The organism is Sphingobacterium sp. FBM7-1 (genome assembly GCF_020687765.1).
Classification (GTDB): Bacteria; Bacteroidota; Bacteroidia; order Sphingobacteriales; family Sphingobacteriaceae; genus Sphingobacterium.
The window spans coordinates 907744-926724 of record NZ_JAJEWJ010000001.1 but is presented as its reverse complement, the minus strand read 5'-3'; the positions used below and the strand labels follow the sequence as shown (position 1 = coordinate 926724).

Below are 18981 nucleotides of genomic sequence, written 5' to 3'. Positions count from 1 at the left end.
CTCTTATTCGTATAAGCTGTCAAAGAAAGTGGGCTTATCTAATTTGACCGCGATGCGATAAGCTGCGTTTATCAGCCCGACGTGACTATAGGCCTGTGGAAAATTACCCCATTGTGAGCCGTCATCTTCATGTACATCCTCACTGAAAAGCATGAGGTGATTGCCGAACGACAATAGCTTTTTAAATACTTCCTGGGCTTCTTCTAATCGACCGACGCAGGCTAAGGCCTCTACATACCAGAATGCACAAACGAGAAAGGTTGATTTTGGTTTTCCGAAGTCGTCCTTATGCAAATAACGATAAAATAGTCCGTGTTTGCCTTTTAATTCCCGTTCTAATTGTTCGAGGTGTTTCTTCGCCTTCTCCGATGCTGGGTCCAAGTAGTTCATCATGATGAGCTGGAGGGTAGAGGCGTCCAGGCTCTGGCTTTCACTCGCATTGGTGTATACTTGTTTTTCTGGATCGTAACAGCTTTCTATATGCTTTTCGGCCTGTGCGCGTATGGTTCCGGCTTGTTGCTCTATGTCTTCAAAGCCGTATTGTTTTGCGATTTTTAGCGCGGCCGTGGCACCAGCCCACTGAAAAAGGTTGGAATAGCAATGTCTGTTTTGGAAATTTCTGAACTCCCATATCCCTGCATCTTTTTCATCGATGGTTTGCGACATTTTTTGAAGAATGAGGGCTGTCCAGGCTTTTGCAGCGTGCAGGTTCTGATGTCGGAAGCGGTGATCCGAAAACAGGGGGAGTAAAGCAATCAGCGCCTGGCCGTATACATCGTTTTGGATGTGTTCGGAGGCTTGGTTGCCGACACGGATGGGTTTATTTCCCTGATAGCCTGTCAGGTAAGGAATTGTATATTCTTTTAGATCAGATTCGCCCATAATGCCATACAACGGCTGTAGTCTACCGGTGTCATTTTGTGTAATATTAGCAATATAGGATGCGTATTTTTCCATTTCTTCAAACTGCCCCAAATGGCTAAGTGCTGTTAATACGTAATAGCTATCGCGCAGCCAACAAAATCGGTAATCCCAATTTCGTCCGGCGCCGGGATATTCTGGCAGGCTGGTTGTACTTGCTGCGATGATGGCGCCTGTATCTTCGTACTGGTGCAATTTAAGGGTCAGCGCAGATCGGATAACTTCTTTTTGGTAGAATGCCGGTATGGATGCATTCTTTACCCATTTATACCAGTATTCTTTTGTTCGGATGAGGAAATCTTCTGCTGTGCGGGCGATAGGTGCTTCGAAGGGGCTGCCATAAGTAAATATTAAGTAAATAGGTTGGCTTAGCACATGGGTATTGTCATCGAAAAAATGACTGATCGGCATATTGGTTGCTAATCGGATTTTGATATGCTCCATTTCGAATTGCACATGGTTGCTTCCCCGGTATTTGTGAAAAGCTTTGCTCCCATATTCGTATGTTGGTTCACATATCACACGGATCTTGGGGTTGCCCCGCATAGGTTCGACTTTCCGGATCAGTGTTAGCGGTTTGAAGTAACGTTCGTACTGTTCGAAACGGGGTGCGAAATCGGTAACCTGATAAACACCATCTTTCGTTTCTATTTCAGTCCGCATAATATTAGTGTTCTCTAGATAGTATTGTCGGCTGTTGATCGTTTCTTCGTGGGGGGATATGCGGAATGTTCCGCCAAGCGATTCATCCAATAAGCCTCCAAATACAAAGGAGTCTTGAAAAGAAGGCCAACATAACCAGTTAATGTTTGTATCCTGTTCGATGTGGGCTATATAGGCACAGTTCCCGATAATGCCCGAGTTATATCGATGTCTTTTTGTTTTCTCGTCCATATAAATTATTGTTTAATGTTTAGCGTGCTTTCCTGAGGTTGCGATTCAATCTGTTCTACAAAATAGTGAATGAGTCTCACCGCGTCTTCTTGGTTTTCTACATAAAATTGTGCTTCTGATTTTTTATTCCCGACTTTGACGGTAAATGCGTTGGTAGGAAGTTCGATAAACATGTCTTCATCGGTTACATCATCTCCGATAGCGAATATGAAGTCGGGATTGTAGTCGTTGACGATTTCGAGTGCCGCCATCCCTTTATTGACTTCTCCGTTTTTTACTTCAATAACTTTATCGCCCTGAAGGAGTTGCAATCCGTGATGTGGAATGAGGTAACGCAAGGCATCGACGAGTTCTTGTGAGCGCAGCTGTCCTAGCCCCTGTTGTGCTTTTCTGTAATGCCATGCCAAAGAGTATGTTTTTTCCTCTACCGAAGCGCCGGCGGTGAGGTTGGCAAATTTGGACATGATATGTTTTACTGGTATTTTCCAGCGGGTGGACAGTTGTGACCGTGGAATCCATTGATGGGCCGGATAGTTCGTCCATGCGCCATGTTCAGCTACCAAAAAATAGTCCTTGCCGCCAAACCAACGTTCCAATGTTTCGCGTGGACGTCCGCTGATAATAACGATCTGGTTAGCATCATCCGATTGTAGTTTTTCCAGAATGCTGTACAAACCTGTTGTCGGAGCGGCCGCGTCGGCGTCTTTATGAAAGCCAATTAGGGTGCCATCATAATCAAGGAAGAAAAGTCGTTTTTTGCTGTTTTGGTAAGCACTAAAAATAGTTTCTCGGATTTCGTCCCGTACTTTGCGCGACATTTCATTTTTTTGAATAGTTTTGATTTCGCGTAGCCGGTTAAAAAACACTTTTACCCAGTGGTTGATATTGAATTTTTTAACAATTTCGATATTGGCGTCCATGCGCGTCCGTTGTTCCTCCACAGGCATCTGCAAGGCTTGCGCAATGGCTCTGCTGATTTCATCGATCGCGTTGGGATTGACTTGTATGGCGTCTAAAAGTTCTTTGGAAGCTCCGGCTAGTTCGCTCAGGATGAGTACCCCCAAGCGATTTTCTTTACTCGCAATATACTCTTTACACACGAGATTCATCCCATCTCGAAGGGAAGTGACTAAACATATATCAGCTGTCGTATAGAGTGCAGACAGCTGTTCAACCGGATAGGTGTTGTAATAATATGCAATAGGCGTCCATTCGTTTGTACCGTAGACCGCATTAATATGGCCAGCCATCCGATCGATCTCGTCGCGTAGTAGTTTGTATTGGGGTACGGTATCTCGAGACGGGACGACCAGCATGTAGAGTACGACCTCATTTTCGTATTCCGGCCAGTTGATCAAAAAGTGTTCGAAGGCATGTAGGCGTTCTAGGATGCCTTTACTGTAGTCCAGTCGGTCGATAGAGAGGATGATCTTGCGGTTTTGATATTGCTCTTTTATGGATTTCCCTAGGTCGTGAACTTCGGGGCTTTCTGCCAACACACTGAACTTATGGTAATCTATCCCCATTGGGAAGACTTCTACATATACGCTTCGGTCTCCCACCTGTAGCGAATTGTTCTTTATGGTAAGGCCTATAATGTGGGTGCAGGCACTCAAGAAGTGCTGCGTGTCGTTATAAGTATGAAATGCGATAAGGTCTGCTCCCAGTAAGCCCTCTAATAATTCGTTCCGCCACGGTATGCATCGGAAAATCTCGTCAGGAGGGAAGGGGATATGTTGGAAATAACCGATGGATATTTTCTCGTCGTTTTGACGAATCAGCTTGGGAAGTAGCATCAATTGGTAATCATGTATCCAAATTTCATCTCTCGCATCGGGTTGCTGCGCTCGGATGGTATCGCAGAATGTTTGATTTACTTCTTTGTAATACTGCCAGTTCTCTTGGCGGTAAACGGCATATGATAAACGATAATGGAAGATTGGCCAAAGAACCTCGTTGGAAAATCCTTCGTAGTATCCTTCTATTTGTTCTTCGGTAAGAAAAACGGGAATAAGATTGAGGTCTTTTAGTTTTTCCTTAATGATTTGTTTTTCTTCTTCAGACTCGGGTATGTATCCTGGCCACCCGATCCATATGTTGTTTTCTTTTTTATAAATGGATCCTAAGCCTGTTGCTAACCCTCCTTCGCTCGGAATAAATTTAAGTTCACCTTCTTGTTTTTCAATACGTATCGGCAACCGATTAGAAATAATTATCGTTCTCTTTTTATACATGTATTTATTTTTCATAATGATGCAGGAGAAATGCCTCTCAAGTGTAGAGAAGCCGTAATTATAACCTTTGAGAGCGGAAATTGTTTTGGGAAATATGGAAATGTTCCCAATTGTTGAGTTAGCTTGGCTGAAAATTTGAACATGTGTTCGGATGAGTTAGATTTCACCATAGCCGAAAATTATGTCTGCACAATGTCTGCACAACTTTCAGCGTGAGTTAATAAAACATCCGTGTCAAGGGTGTGTCTATGTCGTTCAAATAGGGTTTTTAAGCAAAAAGAGCGAACCGTGACCAGCTCGCTCTTTTAAAAGTACCCAGCGCCGGAGTCGAACCGGCACATCCGAAGATATTGGTGTTTGAGACCAACGCGTCTACCAATTCCGCCAGCTGGGCGTGCTGTGTCCTTGTTTGACGTTGCAAATATAGGAGATGTTTTAGGTTTTCCAAAAATATTTTTTTCTGTTTTTTCAAAGTGACTGATTTTAAAATCTTTATTTTTTTTCTAGCCATTCTTTTTAGTGTTAACACTATTTAACGGCCCAGTATTAAACGTTTCTTTCTTTTTGGAATCTATCCTTATACAAACAGAGCGATACGGAGTAGGAAATAAAATTTTAATTAAATTGTAAAAGATGAAAAAGGTATTCACATTAGCAGCGTTGTTTACGGGGATTAGTTTGGCAACATTTGCACAGGAAAAAATAGACACGAAACGTCCGATCCATAAAGATCGTAAGCCTAGGATGGAAAAGAAGTTCGATCGTCGTACACCGGAAGAAATTGCTTTGCAGAAAACCGATCAGTTAGATGAAAAATTGACGTTGAGTGAGGGGCAGCGCGCCGAGATGTATGCGCTTCAATTGGACTATGCAAAGCGAACAGCAACTCATCGTGAAGAAATGAAAAAAAGGCAGGCCGAGTGGCACGAAGATATGAAAAATACGCAGAAACGGATAGGAGCTATACTTACACCGGAACAGCAAGAGCAACTTAAAGAACGTTATGCTCAACGGCGTACAGGTAAGTATAGGGGGCAGCGTAGAGAGTTTAGAAAGCAATTGCCGATAGAAAACCAGATACCGAAGGTCGATAATTCGGAAGGTTAATATTGAGGTTTTATGTGTAGTTTAGTTTTATGTTTGTAATGGAGGTATTCCGAACGATACCTCCATTTTTTATGTGGGCGTATATTATATTTTCTGAATAAGCTGCGTTATCATGGGGTAGGTGTTGTCTAGCACCATTTTGAAATCGTCTTTACTGATCCAGCGTGCGTCCGTGATGTCTTCTTCTTTTTGTGGTGTTAACTTAGGGGATTTGTTTACGCCCATTTCGTACCAGTTCGTTTGTTTGAGCACCAACTTTCCACGCATCATATAGGTATGATATGTCGTGTGGAGTTTTGGCCCCAAATAATCTATTCGGATACCACATTCTTCTTCCACCTCGCGGACTGCCGCTGCTTTCATCTTTTCATTATTTTCTACTTTGCCTTTGGGTAAATCCCATTTCCCTAGGCGGTGTATAAATAAATACGCTCCTTCTCCATTTTTTACCAAACCTCCGGCGGCTTTGATGATTTCAACCTGCTGCGAGATGGATTTAAAAATGCTGTTGATATCGGGATGTATATAAAGATAAATGCTACCTTTTGTTGTTTTGTGTTTGGAGGCTAAAGAAAGTTTTTCAAGATCAATCTCTTGTAAACCAATCGTTTGAATGTTAGGTAGTTTCTTGGGGAGAAAATCAGCCAAAATAAGCTGAGATTCGTTCATATAAATTTTATAAATTTGCGCCATGAATAATTTAAATGAGGTTGAACAAAAAATTGCTGAATCCTTATTGCAAATTAAAGCAATAAAATTACAACCTAAAAACCCTTTTACATGGGCATCAGGTTGGAAGTCGCCAATTTATTGTGATAATCGGGTTACCCTGTCGCATCCGGCCATCCGAACCTATATTCGCCAACAGCTATCACAGCTTATTCAGGAAGAGTTCGGTACGGTAGAAATGATTTCAGGTGTTGCGACAGCGGGAATACCTCAGGGGGTGCTGATTGCCCAAGATCTCGGCTTGCCGTTCACGTATGTTCGCAGTAGTGCGAAAGATCATGGCCGTCAAAATCAAATTGAAGGTGAAGTGGTGAGTGGCCAGCGTGTAGTGGTGGTGGAAGACCTTATTTCTACCGGAAAGAGTAGTTTACAAGCTGTAGAAGCTTTGCGCGCCGCGGGATGTAATGTGGTGGGGCTGGTGTCTATTTTTACGTATGGGTTTGATGAAGCGGTAGCGAACTTTGCGGAAGCGAAATGCCCATTTTTTAGCTTATGTAATTACGAAGCGCTTATCCAAGTAGCCGTGAATAATGGATATGTACTAGAGTCGGATGTAGCGCTATTAGAGAAATGGCGTAGAGATCCTGCTGTTTGGACGGGACAGGAATAATATAAAAAGAAAGTGTAATGACGGTTATCCAAAATAGTGTTGATATTCATAAACCGATAGAGGCGGTCTATGCTTTCTTGTCCGATATGAATAATCATAAGCGGCTCATGCCGGACAATATCGATAACTGGTCGTCGACAACAGATGAAGCGCGTTTCGCAATTAAGAATATGGCGACCTTTGCGCTGAAAATCAGTCAGCGGGTGGTGAATAAGGAAATTGTTTGTACGCCTATAGAAAAGCCACCGTTTGCACTTACCTTAAAATGGAAACTGGAAGATAAAGGTGTAAATCAGACAGGTGCAACATTTGTTATCGAAGCGGAGCTTAATATGATGATGAAAATGATGGCGTCGGGGCCGTTACAAAAATTAGCCGATCATCAAGTAACGATGCTCCAAAGTATTTTAGGATAGTCATGTATCTGTATAAGGAAGCTGAATCCCTCGCGTAAACGAGGGATTTTTTGTACATTTGTGTACGACAGTTTATAATCAATCGCTATTAGATGGAATTAAAATTAAAACGCCCCTTGGCTTTTTTTGATCTGGAAACGACGGGGGTAAATATTGCTGTAGACCGCATTGTGGAACTCTCTATATTAAAAATCTCACCAGATGGTAAAGAAGAGGTGTTGACGATGAGAGTTAACCCGGAGATGCCGATCCCTGCAGAATCTTCTGTTTTTCACGGAGTTTATGACGAGGATGTCAAAGATTTAGTTCCTTTTAAAGAGCGGGCGATAGAAATTAAAAATTTTATCGGAGATGCGGATTTAGCGGGTTACAATTCCAATAAATTTGATGTGCCGATGTTGATGGAAGAGTTTTTGCGCGCAGGTGTAGATTTTTCATTGGAGGGAAGAGCTTTCGTTGATGTGCAAAATATTTTCCATCAGATGGAACAGCGCACGCTAAAAGCGGCTTACAAGTTTTATTGTGGAGCGTCATTGGAAAATGCACACACGGCAGAAGCTGATGTACGTGCAACGTATGAGGTGTTAAAAGCACAGCTGTCCAAGTACGAAGACGCAATTTTTGAAGATAAACACGGCAACGTAACAACTCCCGTAATAAATGATGTAGAGGCTTTACATACCTTTACAAACCTAAGTAACCCCGTCGATTTCGCCGGGCGCTTGGTTTACGATGAGGACGGTGATCCCTGTATTAATTTTGGGAAGCATAAGGGCAGAAAGGTCACTGATGTGTTCGATGCTGAGCCGAGTTATTATGCTTGGATGCAACAAGGTGATTTTCCACGTTATACAAAAAAGGTACTGGAGAAATTGTGGAATGCGCACCGGAACAAAAAGAAAGATCAGCAACAAAATAGTCGGATGGATATCAATAAAGCTCGACCGAATAGAGAGCAGACACCGGCGAAACCCATTACCAACGATATGCTTAAACAGCTTCAGGGAAAGTTCGGTAAATAAATAACAATTTAGGGTTTGTCGAGCGGATGACTGATGCGAATAAATAAAATAACAATGGCAAATACAAACATAGAGCACTTAAAGTGCTTAATTATTGGATCAGGACCGGCAGGTTATACAGCGGCTATCTATGCGGCAAGAGCGGACTTGAAGCCTGTTGTGTATACGGGAATTGTACCGGGTGGACAATTGACACAAACTACAGAAGTAGATAACTTCCCCGGGTATCCCCAAGGTATTACCGGACCTGTTTTAATGGAGGATCTAAAGACGCAAGCCGAGCGTTTCGGCACGGAGGTTCGATTTGGCTATGCAACAAAAGTGGAGTTCGCGAAAGATGGTGGCGTGCACAAAGTCGAGATTGATGGCACGACCTGGGTTTCTGCGGAAACGGTCATCATTGCGACCGGTGCTACTGCAAAATGGCTGGGACTGCCTTCTGAAGAAAAATATAACGGGTTCGGAGTATCTGCTTGTGCTGTTTGCGATGGATTTTTCTTTAAAGGTCAAGATGTGGCGATTGTAGGTGCCGGTGACACGGCGGCGGAAGAAGCAACATACCTCGCTAAGTTATGCCGAAAAGTGTATATGCTTGTTCGCCGTGACGAATTCCGCGCTTCCAAAGCAATGGTACATCGCGTGATGAATACATCTAATATTGAAGTGTTGTATAATACGGAAGCCCAAGAGATAGTGGGAGACGAATCCGGCGTTACGGGTGTTCGCGTTGTGAATAATCAAACGCAGGAAACACAACACCTAAATGTCACCGGGTTTTTTGTTGCTATCGGACACAAACCCAATACAGAGTTGTTTGAAGGGGTTTTAGATATGGATGAAACAGGTTACCTGATTACCAAGCCGGATAGTACGGCGACGAATATACCTGGCGTTTTTGCTAGTGGAGACGTGCAAGACCATGTGTATCGTCAAGCGATTACGGCGGCAGGCACTGGTTGTATGGCTGCCTTAGAAGCGGAACGCTATTTGACTGAAAAAGAAAATCCCGTAGAAGGATAAAAAATATAGGCGCGTGTTCCGCGCCTATATTTATATTACCTTAAAATATTGTAGGGCATTAAAGATACCGTCGTCGTCCACATCAGTGGTAATGTAATCTGCGATTTCTTTCACTTCGGGGTTCGCATTTCCCATAGCAACGCCGATGGCTACATGTTTGAGCATCGTTATATCATTTCCCCCGTCTCCAAAGGCCATGGTCTGGGTTATATCGATACCAAAATATTTGCAAAAAATTTCTATTCCCACTTGTTTACTCTGACCTTTCGGATTTACGTCGGCAAAAAGAGGTGTCCACCTCGATGCAACTGAGTTGGGCATAATGCGTTGCATAAATGCTTTCTCCTCTTCTGGGCCTAAAAATATATTCGCCTGCAAAATGCTTGAAGGATCTAGCTTATTCACGTCCACTAATGGTGGTATTGGAAGATTCAGGTGTGCGTACATTCCTGCTATTTCTGGTGTGACATCATAGATCGTTATTTCTTTCTCTGACATTAATGAAAAACTTAAGGAATGTTCTTTCGTATAGTTTAAAAGCGCCTCTATATCGCTCGGGTGTATAGCTTTTCTGAATAAAAGTTCGTTTCCTTGTGTTACGCAATACCCGCCATTGAAGGTGATGAACCCGTCGAAATCTAAAAATTTAATATGGTCAATACTATTGATCGATCGGCCAGTGGATAAGATGACTTTAATCCCCTGCTTTTGTAATTGCTCGATGGCTTTCTGAGCGGAAGCGGGAACTTGGTGGGTCTTAAAACTTAAAAGTGTACCGTCTATGTCAAAAAATACGGCTTTGATTTTAGGATATAGCATATTACAAAGGTACAATTTCTTTATATTCTATATCTTTGCGCTATGGATAATTACGCCAGTTTTTTTGATAAAATACGAGGAGCTATTCAACAAGACGTGTTTGTTAAGATCTCTTTAGGAGATTATAACGGTACAGAACTCTATCTGAAGAATGTATATATCAAGCCCGTTGTCATCAAGCGAGAGAAGAAGCTATCTTTTGTTTTTCGTTATAAAACACAAGACATCACCCAAAATTTTGAGATAGCGACAGGTATCATGGAGATACAGGGACTATTACAAGTAGAGGGGTTTCGAGTGGCTACTTTGTTTACAGAAACGGAAAATATTGTATGTCAACTGTCAAAAAAAGGAACGTGGCTACTGAGAAAAGAGGATCCTACAGCGAAAAGGCCAGTGGCGCTTACGCATGACAAACAAAAGGAACGCAAGTTAGATAGCTTCGGTAAAATATATTTACAAGCGTTAAAACTTACGGATGCAGAAGGGAAGGTGTATAAAAATGCACAAGATAAATGGAAGCAGATCAATCATTATATCGAAATATTAAGTTCCATATTGCAGCGATTACCGCCGAAAGACAGGTTAAATGTGGTTGACATGGGGGCAGGAAAAGGTTATTTGACCTTTGCGTTGTATGATTATTTAGTGCATACATTAAAAAAGCAAACGGATTTAGTAGGAGTAGAATATCGTAATGATTTGGTCGCGTTGTGTAATCAGATTGCTCAGAAATCGGGTTTTAATGAATTGCGATTTATGCAAGGAGCGATAGAAGATTATCAGCCACAGGGGGATTTAGATGTTTTAATTGCTTTGCATGCTTGTGATACGGCGACTGACGACGCTATTGCTAAGGGTATTAAGCATGATGCCGACCTTATTGTGGTCGCACCTTGCTGCCATAAACAAATTCGCCGCGAAATAGAAAAAAATAAAGCGAAAAACGAATTAGACTTTCTGCTTAAGCATGGGATTTTTATGGAGCGTCAGGCCGAAATGGTGACGGATGGCTTACGGGCACTAATCTTGGAATATTTCGGTTATCAAACCAAAGTGTTCCAATTTATATCAGATACACACACGCCGAAAAATGTGTTGATCGTGGGGGAAAGACGGCCTATTGATACCCAAAAGCAGCAGGAAATTTTAATGAAAATAAAGTCTACAAAGACTTATTTTGGGATCAGCTCCCATCATTTGGAAGGGCTGTTGAATATCGCATAGACCCCGTCTTATAATACGATCTTCATTCCCCCATAATAGTTTCGGGTAGGAGCGGGGTTGAAAAAACGGTTACCGAAAGCATTGATATCGTTCCCCAAGCTATACCGTTCATTTAACAGGTTATCTATACCGGCAAAGATTTGAAGCTGCCGTTTGTTTTTCAGCGACCACATCCATGTTCCTTTCGCTTGCAACAGGTGAAACTTTTCGGAAAACACGCTGTTCTCATCATTGAGCGGCATAGCGGAGGTGAAATTATGGGATAGATTCAATCCAAATTGTTTTGGAAAGCTCATTAAAACCGTATTTGTCCACACCCAGTCGGGAACGGCCGTCACTTTATTGCCAGAAAAGTCCTGTTCAGCCACTTCGTAATTCCCGAAACGATAATGATTATAAGATGCACTAGAATGAACGTTTAATGCTTGGATAAACCGTTGGCGATTTGGAACTAATACATACGTCCAAACGGAAGTTTCTATACCTTGCTGTTTAATTTCACCCGCATTACGGTAATAATCTTCCGCACGGTCATTACGTTGCTGGACGATGCCATTATCCATCTGATAATGATACATGCTTAAATCAACGATTAGTCGTCTGTTCGCCGTTTCGATGCGTCCTCCTATTTCGTAATTAGTCCCTGTTTCGGCTTTTAATTCAGAGTTAATGGTTTGATTGGATGGTCGAACTTCTGCAATAGTTGGTGGTGAATAGCCTTTCGAAACGGAGCCGCGAAGCGCTAATCTCTTATGAACGCGGTAAGACGTGGCGATTCTTGGCATCCAGATACCACCAAAGTTAATGCGCCCCGAGGCGTTCGTTATTTCAGGAAAACGATGATTATAAGCTATCTTCGATTGGTTTAGTCCGATTGAGCCTTCTATGGTCCATCGCGTGTATAAATTAATCATAGCACGATAAAAAAAACTATGCTGTATATTGTCTAAATTATCCTTGGCTTGCGGATCGGTAGAAACGCCCTGTTCATTGTCGTAATTGTCAATTTTATACCATCCTTTTTGCCCTTCGAAACCTAGCTGCATTTGCCATTTAACTTGCGGATGGTCTATGTTTTCATATGAAAAATAGGTGCGCAACCCGAGGTTGTTCTCTTTTCGGTATTCGTAATTGGTAATAAAGGGGTTTTCGAAATCGGTATTCGAACCGAATATACTCACGGTGTGCGATAATTTAGGATGGAGTTGTGCCCGATGTGTGATACCACCGTAAAAAGTTTTATTATATATGCCCGCTTGCTGCGCTTTAGCACTCGGATTTGGTCCAGCCGCTGGACGGGACATGCGTGGGTTTTCTTCCATTTGATCCCGGGTCAGCCCGCCAGGCGTACGATAACCTAAATTGCTATAAAGGGCAAAAAAACGAAGGTCATTTTTAGGTGTATATTGCCAGCGATGTGCGGTTTGTAATGTCTTCTTATGAAGTTTGGTGTTGTCTCGATAGCCATCCGAACGTGTAAACGATTGATCGACTGAAAAATTATAATTGTTGTCTACTTTACGTTGTATAGAGAGTTGTTCCTGAAATAGGCCAAATGACCCACCACTTAATAATAAGGAGGTTTGATTTTGGCTGACGTCAAAACCTTCGGGTTGTATATTGATCACACCGCCAGAATTGGCTCCATATAGAGAACCATCAGGTCCCTTAATGATGTGGATCGCATGTATGCCCGCGGGATCAAGAAGATTGAGATAAGTGTTGCCCCCGGCGTCGGTCAAGGGAAGGTCGTCTATATATATCTTGGCATTTCGAATTCCGAAAGGGGATCGGATAAGACTTCCACGCATAGCGAGCCGATAGCTTCCAGGCGACCGTTCTTCCATCCGGACTCCCGCTACGGTATTGACGGCTGGTAGTAGCGTAGTGGTCTGTTGTGCTTCAAGAAACCGCGTATTAATCGTTTGTGCAGACGAGGTCAATCCTAAAATCGGCTGTTGACTAAAATAAGCGTTAATAAGGACAGGAGTAATGTCCTGCTCCGTCGAAATACTATCGGACGGTGTATGGCTCCAAACGGTAAAAGGAAAATATAAGGTAAGGGCAAATAGAAAAAATTTAAATTTAGAATGCATGTACATTTGTATTAAAAAGCTTCGTTTAATCCAAGGAATAAACCCCGCTGACCGAACTTACCAAAGGCATAATCGATGCACAGATTGGTTCTCGTTGCTTTGTTGAATAACATCCGTAAGCCGGTGCCTCCAGCAGGTTGCCATTTTTCGAAAAGCTTCGTGCCTAAACGATCGTTTGCAGTTTGCACATTGGCGAAGATCACGCCACTTAAGAATTGATTGCGTAGTATTGGGAACCGGTATTCGATCTCCGAATAAAAGAAAGAATTGCCTTTGAAATAACCATTGGTGTACCCCCTTCCGGTACGTGCGAAGGCATCTTTTCCTGTGCCGGGTAGATCAAGATAAGCTAAATTGCCACTGATATTATAAGACGCCCAATGCCAAAAGCCCAAGACATGGTTTGGCCGGGAAGCGGAGAGTTGCCAATATTTACGAAAGTCAGTTTGCAGTTGGAAAGCGTTTTGTGCGCTACCCATCCACGTTTGGCTCATTCGCAAAACGATGTCGGTATAAATTCCCTTATAAGCACTGTTCGGATTATCGCGTGTCATATACTGCCAATTGAACATCAATCCGTTGTTGTTATACCGGTTCGGATTATAATTGGTAAAGGAACTGTAGACATCTAAGGGGGTATACGTATGCTCGCCTAGGGTCTTGATATTACGTTTCAATTCGATAAAAACACCCGCTCCTACAAACATGCCAGGGAGCAGATTTTTATATATACGCTCGTTAAAACTATAAACCGTATACTGATTGACAAAACGTGTTCTTGCGGGGTTGTTTAAAGTTTCTTCTTGCGGTAAGTCTGTAGGCACTTCATTTCCCATGCCCATTCCATAATCTAAACCTACAGCCTTGGCGATAAGAACCGCGCCCTTTAAATTCCATTTGTTTTGGGGCGTATAAGTGTCATGCATAAAGTAACCCACTATAATACCACGTGTGGTATAGTTTAAAGCTGTGGCAAAGGTGGACATGGAGGTGTTTTGCGGATCACCAACATAAATGCCGCCCACTACTTTCGCACCGATTTGCGCGCCTATGCTGGGATTATAATTCACATTAGGAAGTATAGAGATGCCAGAACGTTTTTTGGAGACGCGCGTGCTAGTATCTTGGCGGACAAATCGGATGATATCTTTGATGCCATCGTTGATGTCATAGAGTTGGTCTACGTTCGTTGTAAGGGTATCTTTGGCATTTGTTGTAGAAATGGTATCCTTCAGTATGATTTTTTGTGCAAATAATCCGGAGTAACAAATTAGCAGGAAGAATAGGAAGCCCCATTGTTTATACATCTTACAAATGTAGAATATTTCTGCTGCTTTTTTGATACATAGATATTTATTGCGTCTCTAACAGCTGTTTTTCGTGCAAGTCAAAATAAGCGCCTTTCAAATCCAATAACGCATCGTGTGTTCCCTGTTCGATGATTTGACCTTCATCCAACACGAGGATGTGATCCGCATTTTTTATAGTGGAGATGCGGTGAGCGATGAAAATAGTCGTTTTATCGCGCATAATACGAGAGAGGCTAGATAAAATTTCTTCCTCCGTTTTTGTGTCGACTGCGGAAAGACAATCATCAAAAATCAATATTTGTGGGTCTTTAACTAAGGCCCGAGCAATGGAAACTCGCTGCTTCTGGCCTCCGGATAAAGTGAGACCTCGTTCACCGATAGATGTTTGAAAACCATTGTCAAAATGCATGATGTTATCGTAAACAGCAGCATCTTTAGCAGCTTGTTCTACTTTATCCATCTCTAGGGTATCCAAACCAAAAGCGATGTTATTCGCAATTGTATCGGAAAAGAGAAATACTTGTTGAGGTACAAAGCCAATCTGCGTGCGTAAATCACTGGTTTTGATATCTCGTAAGGGCACCCCATCATAATAAATATGACCTGTATCTGCGTCAAACATTCGCAAGAGTAGATTAGCTAATGTCGATTTCCCTGAGCCGGTTTTTCCGATAATGGCGAGGGTTTGTCCGCGTTTTATCGTAAAAGACAAGTCTCGTATAGCTTGAATTCCAGTTTCAGGATACGTAAACGATAGGTTTTTTACGGTAATATCGCCTTGAAGTATAGTATGATGCGCTCCATCTTTTATATCCGATTTGGTTTTTAGGAACTCATTGATTCTTTTTTGTGACGCTGCTGCGCGTTGAAATAATGAAGTAACCCAAGCCAGGGACATAGCCGGAAAAGTGAGCTGGTTGACATATAAGATGAATTCTGCGATATTTCCAGCAGTGATCGTGCCGTTCTTTACCTCGATGCCGCCTACGTACACCGTGATGATGGTGCTGAATCCTACGAGGAAAATGATGAGGGGAAAGAATATGGCTTGCACACGGACAAGGTCTAATGAGACTTTATTGTATAGATTACTTTCGTCTTTAAAAATGTCCATCTTCTGGCTTTCACGTGCATAGGTCTTGATGACACGGATGCCGGAAAAGGTTTCCTGCACAAACGATGAAAGTGTAGATAGCTGCCGTTGTATTCTTTCGCTTCGTTGATTGATAACTTTATTAATAAATAGAATAAGCGCTGATAGGATAGGAATAGGCAACAAGGAATACGTGGCTAACTTAGGATTGACATTATACATCGCATAAATAATCATCAGTGAGAGCACTACCGTATTAATAGCATACATAATCGCAGGCCCTAGATAGTTCCTTACTTGGTTAACGTCCTCCGTTGCCCGGTTCATCATATCGCCGGTATTATTTCTGAGGAAAAAAGAAAAGTCTAGCATCTGATAATGCTGGTAGATCTCGTTTTTGAGGTCGTATTCGATATGCCGCGAGGTCAAAATAATCGTTTGTCGCATAAAGAATAGAAAAAGGCCTCTTAATAAGGAAAGCGCCAGAACTACTATGCCGAAAAAGAGTAAGCTAGTGCCAAATACCTGATACACCAGATCTTGCCTTTCAAAGCCATCATAGAGCCTATAGAGATCGATATTCTCCTTGACGAGATCAAACGCTTCCCGGATAACGACGGCGGGTAAGATGCCAAAGTAGTTGGATATAATGACGAATACAACTCCTGGTATGAGTTTCCACCGATATTTATAAAAGTATTTATTGAGATAAGCCAACTCCTTCATCGGAAACAAACCTAAACAAAATGCTCTGCATTCACGAATACCATAAGATAAAAACCAATCATGAGCAAATCGTTTTATATGCAATATAATTGAATCTGTATATAAAGCGAGTTTCTTTCACTCTTCTCAGCCATTGAAAACATTTGATAGCGGAAATGTAAGGCTAAAATTTGAAAAAATATTCCCTACTTTTGCAGTAGCAAAACGAATATACAGGCATTTAAAAAATGTTATGGAGGTGAAAAGTTCTTCTGTTTTTGATCAAATGGCAGTTTCCGGGCATCAAAACCTATTGTTCTGCCAAGATAATGCAGTAGGTTTGAAAGCGATTGTAGCGATCCACGATACCACGCTAGGTCCTGCTATCGGAGGTGTTCGTATGTTGCCCTACGAATCATTGTCAGATGCGGTTGACGACGCGTTACGCTTGTCAGAAGCAATCACATATAAAGCGTCACTTGCGGGCCTAAATCTAGGTGGAGGAAGTGCGATCATCATCGGTAATCATCGAACGGATAAAACAGAGGTTTTGATACGCCGATTCGGGAAATTCATCGAAGGATTGAACGGGAACTTCATCGCGTCTACCGATGTAGGGACGACACAGCAAGACTTGGAATTTATGCTGGCCGAAACCAATTATGTAGCCGGTTTGCCCGCATCTTTAAATGGAGGAGGCGATCCCACACTTTTTGCTGCTCGGGGCGTGTTCTACGGTATTAAAGCAGCGATTAAAGAATTATATGGTGATGATGGATTGGCAGGACGTAAAGTTGCTGTGCAAGGTGTAGGAGCTGTAGGAGAGCAATTGGTCGCCATGTTGCGTGCAGAGAATGCCCGGGTATACGTCTCCGACATGACTGAAGAACGCAAAATGAAAATTGCAGCCAAATATAAAGCCGAACCGATTACGTACTCGACAAGTTTTGAACTGGATGCAGATGTATATGCTCCCTGTGCATTGGGCGGGACAGTAAATCCTGAAACGGTGCCGCGTATGCGTTGTCGCATTATCGCAGGATCGGCAAATAATCAATTAAAAGAAGAGGAAGAAACAAATAGGCTACTCAAAGAGCGGAATATTTTATACACCCCTGATTTTTTAATTAACGCCGGAGCATTAATTAGCTGCTATTCTGAACTTGAAGGATACGGGAATGACCGCACGGAAGCGTTGATTAAAAATATTTACAGTGCGACCCGTCATGTGATTCAAAAATCCGCCGAAGACAACATTACCACGCATGAAGCTGCTAAACAATTGGCAGAAAAGCGTATATTTGACATCAAGAAAATTAAGTAAGGTAGAGGTGTGGAAAGTATAATACGTTCTTATTTTATATACAATCGTTCTTTAATTTAAATTATGCTTAATAGAAGGCACCTGCGGGTGAAAGTTATGCAGACGCTGTACGCGTTTAGTTTGTCGGAGGATAAACAGTTGAAAAATTTCGAAAAAACACTCTTGACGAGTGTTGACGAAGTTAACCAGATGTATATTTGGACACTGAATCTATTAGACGAAGTGGCCGAATACGTATTGATTGACGCCGAAGGGAGAGCGAACAAGTTTTTGCCGACCGAAGCGGATAAAGTCTATACGACAAAATTGAATAGCAATAGCTTTATTGAGTCGCTACGGCAAAATCGCACGTATTTAGAAAACGTTAAGAAATATAATGTTTCGTGGACGTTTGACCCTGAAATAGTGCGTGCGATCTTTGCGCAATTAAAAGGTTCGCCGGAATATATGACTTATTTGCAACAGGAAGATCGGTCAATTGCTGCCGAGAAAGATATTATTAAATTTATTTTTAAAAAAATAATATTAAAGTCACCCGAGATTGAGCAAGCTTTCGATGCAAAGTTTATCAATTGGCAAGTGGATAAAGAGGTGCTGCAGGCGATGGTCGCGAAGACATTCAAAAACTTTAGTAGTGAGAATCCGGCGCAAAACAAATTGGCTGAGTTAACACCCAATTGGGAGGAAGATGGGGAGTTTATAGTGGACTTGTTGAAACAGACCATCCGTTATAGTGATGAATACCAGCAGTTGATCTCCGTGAAAACTAAAAATTGGGAAGCTGACCGGATAGCATTGGTAGATACGTTGTTAATGCGTATGGCCATTTGTGAATTGCTTAATTTTCCAACAATTCCGGTTAAGGTAACGATTAACGAGTACATCGAGCTTTCAAAAGCATTTAGTACAGCAAAAAGTAATACGTTTATCAATGGTATCTTAGACAAGATCCTGGGAGAACTTTCCCAACAGGGACGTATTCAAAAAACGGGTAGAGGACTTAAAGATTAACAAGATGAATAAATTGAAATCATTTTTAGCTTGCTTTGTATTGGTCACGTTGGTTTCCTGTGGGAATGCTGAAAAGACGACTGAACAAACAACGACGGATACTACGACAAACGAGGCTGCGCAAGGCGGTAAAATCGAGTTTGAGGAGTCGGTGTACGATTTCGGCGAGGTAAAAGAAGGCGAAGTGGTGGAACATGTATATACATATACGAATACAGGCGCTGCTCCGGTCATCCTGTCGCAGGTTTCCGCATCCTGCGGCTGCACAACACCGTCATATACACAAACGCCGGTTCTTCCCGGAAAAACGGGTGAAATAAAAGTAAGTTTTGATAGTAACGGACAAGTTGGTAAACAGCAAAAAATTGTGACCATTGCGTCTAATGCAGAAAATGGCGTGACAACGATACAGTTGAAAGGCGAAGTTCTGCCGAAATAGTTTT

The 18981-nt window shown here is 42.2% G+C and carries 16 protein-coding genes and 1 tRNA gene; 9 read left to right on the top strand and 8 right to left on the bottom strand.

The window, feature by feature from the left end; all coding sequences use genetic code 11:
- Positions 1-3 precede the first annotated feature (3 nt).
- The 3 genes from LKO28_RS04330 to LKO28_RS04320 form a co-directional block, all read right to left on the bottom strand.
- Positions 4-1815, bottom strand: coding sequence for a glycoside hydrolase family 15 protein (locus LKO28_RS04330; RefSeq protein ID WP_227693464.1), 1812 nt, complete (start codon positions 1813-1815; stop codon positions 4-6).
- 5 nt (positions 1816-1820) lie between these two features.
- A complete protein-coding gene (locus LKO28_RS04325) occupies positions 1821-4049 on the bottom strand; it encodes a bifunctional alpha,alpha-trehalose-phosphate synthase (UDP-forming)/trehalose-phosphatase (RefSeq protein ID WP_227693463.1) in 2229 nt (742 codons plus the stop codon).
- Positions 4050-4361: 312 nt separating this feature from the next.
- Positions 4362-4443: transfer RNA gene (locus tag LKO28_RS04320), tRNA-Leu, on the bottom strand.
- Positions 4444-4682: 239 nt separating this feature from the next.
- Between LKO28_RS04320 and LKO28_RS04315 the strand changes: the two genes are divergently transcribed.
- Complete coding sequence (locus tag LKO28_RS04315; protein ID WP_227693462.1) at positions 4683-5156, top strand: hypothetical protein; 474 nt, start codon at positions 4683-4685, stop codon at positions 5154-5156.
- Between the two features lie 84 nt (positions 5157-5240).
- On the opposite strand, the gene LKO28_RS04310 is transcribed toward LKO28_RS04315, so the two are convergent.
- Positions 5241-5825 (bottom strand): NUDIX hydrolase, encoded by a 585-nt coding sequence (locus LKO28_RS04310; protein WP_227693461.1) that lies wholly within the window; start codon positions 5823-5825, stop codon positions 5241-5243.
- A gap of 22 nt (positions 5826-5847) precedes the next feature.
- On the opposite strand from LKO28_RS04310, the gene pyrE reads away from it, so the two are divergent.
- The 4 genes from pyrE (at position 5848) to trxB (ending at position 8953) form a co-directional block, all read left to right on the top strand.
- A complete protein-coding gene (pyrE, locus tag LKO28_RS04305; RefSeq protein WP_227693460.1) occupies positions 5848-6495 on the top strand; it encodes an orotate phosphoribosyltransferase in 648 nt (215 codons plus the stop codon).
- Between the two features lie 17 nt (positions 6496-6512).
- On the top strand, positions 6513-6911 hold the full coding sequence (locus tag LKO28_RS04300) for an SRPBCC family protein (protein WP_227693459.1): 399 nt from the start codon (positions 6513-6515) through the stop codon (positions 6909-6911).
- Between the two features lie 92 nt (positions 6912-7003).
- Positions 7004-7933, top strand: a complete 930-nt coding sequence (locus LKO28_RS04295; RefSeq protein ID WP_227693458.1) for a 3'-5' exonuclease — start codon at positions 7004-7006, stop codon at positions 7931-7933.
- 54 nt (positions 7934-7987) lie between these two features.
- Positions 7988-8953, top strand: coding sequence for a thioredoxin-disulfide reductase (gene trxB, locus LKO28_RS04290; protein ID WP_227693457.1), 966 nt, complete (start codon positions 7988-7990; stop codon positions 8951-8953).
- A 30-nt stretch (positions 8954-8983) separates the two neighbouring features.
- Here the strand turns inward: trxB and LKO28_RS04285 are convergent, their stop codons facing one another.
- On the bottom strand, positions 8984-9772 hold the full coding sequence (locus LKO28_RS04285; RefSeq protein ID WP_227693456.1) for a Cof-type HAD-IIB family hydrolase: 789 nt from the start codon (positions 9770-9772) through the stop codon (positions 8984-8986).
- A gap of 42 nt (positions 9773-9814) precedes the next feature.
- Between LKO28_RS04285 and LKO28_RS04280 the strand changes: the two genes are divergently transcribed.
- Positions 9815-10999 (top strand): class I SAM-dependent methyltransferase, encoded by a 1185-nt coding sequence (locus LKO28_RS04280; protein ID WP_227693455.1) that lies wholly within the window; start codon positions 9815-9817, stop codon positions 10997-10999.
- A gap of 8 nt (positions 11000-11007) precedes the next feature.
- On the opposite strand, the gene LKO28_RS04275 is transcribed toward LKO28_RS04280, so the two are convergent.
- From LKO28_RS04275 to LKO28_RS04265, 3 genes are read right to left on the bottom strand one after another with little or no spacing between them, the layout of a single operon-like run.
- Positions 11008-13095 carry a TonB-dependent receptor gene (locus LKO28_RS04275; protein WP_227693454.1) on the bottom strand — a complete coding sequence of 696 codons (2088 nt, stop codon included), beginning with the start codon at positions 13093-13095 and terminating at the stop codon, positions 11008-11010.
- A gap of 11 nt (positions 13096-13106) precedes the next feature.
- Positions 13107-14402, bottom strand: coding sequence for a BamA/TamA family outer membrane protein (locus LKO28_RS04270; protein ID WP_227693453.1), 1296 nt, complete (start codon positions 14400-14402; stop codon positions 13107-13109).
- A 46-nt stretch (positions 14403-14448) separates the two neighbouring features.
- Positions 14449-16224 carry an ABC transporter ATP-binding protein gene (locus LKO28_RS04265; protein ID WP_227693452.1) on the bottom strand — a complete coding sequence of 592 codons (1776 nt, stop codon included), beginning with the start codon at positions 16222-16224 and terminating at the stop codon, positions 14449-14451.
- Positions 16225-16456: 232 nt separating this feature from the next.
- Here LKO28_RS04265 and LKO28_RS04260 point away from each other — a divergent pair, with 232 nt between their 5' ends.
- The 3 genes from LKO28_RS04260 (at position 16457) to LKO28_RS04250 (ending at position 18977) form a co-directional block, all read left to right on the top strand.
- Positions 16457-17527, top strand: coding sequence for a Leu/Phe/Val dehydrogenase (locus tag LKO28_RS04260; protein WP_227693451.1), 1071 nt, complete (start codon positions 16457-16459; stop codon positions 17525-17527).
- Between the two features lie 63 nt (positions 17528-17590).
- On the top strand, positions 17591-18538 hold the full coding sequence (gene nusB / locus LKO28_RS04255; protein ID WP_227693450.1) for a transcription antitermination factor NusB: 948 nt from the start codon (positions 17591-17593) through the stop codon (positions 18536-18538).
- 4 nt (positions 18539-18542) lie between these two features.
- Complete coding sequence (locus tag LKO28_RS04250) at positions 18543-18977, top strand: DUF1573 domain-containing protein (protein ID WP_227693449.1); 435 nt, start codon at positions 18543-18545, stop codon at positions 18975-18977.
- The last annotated feature ends 4 nt before the right edge of the window (positions 18978-18981 follow it).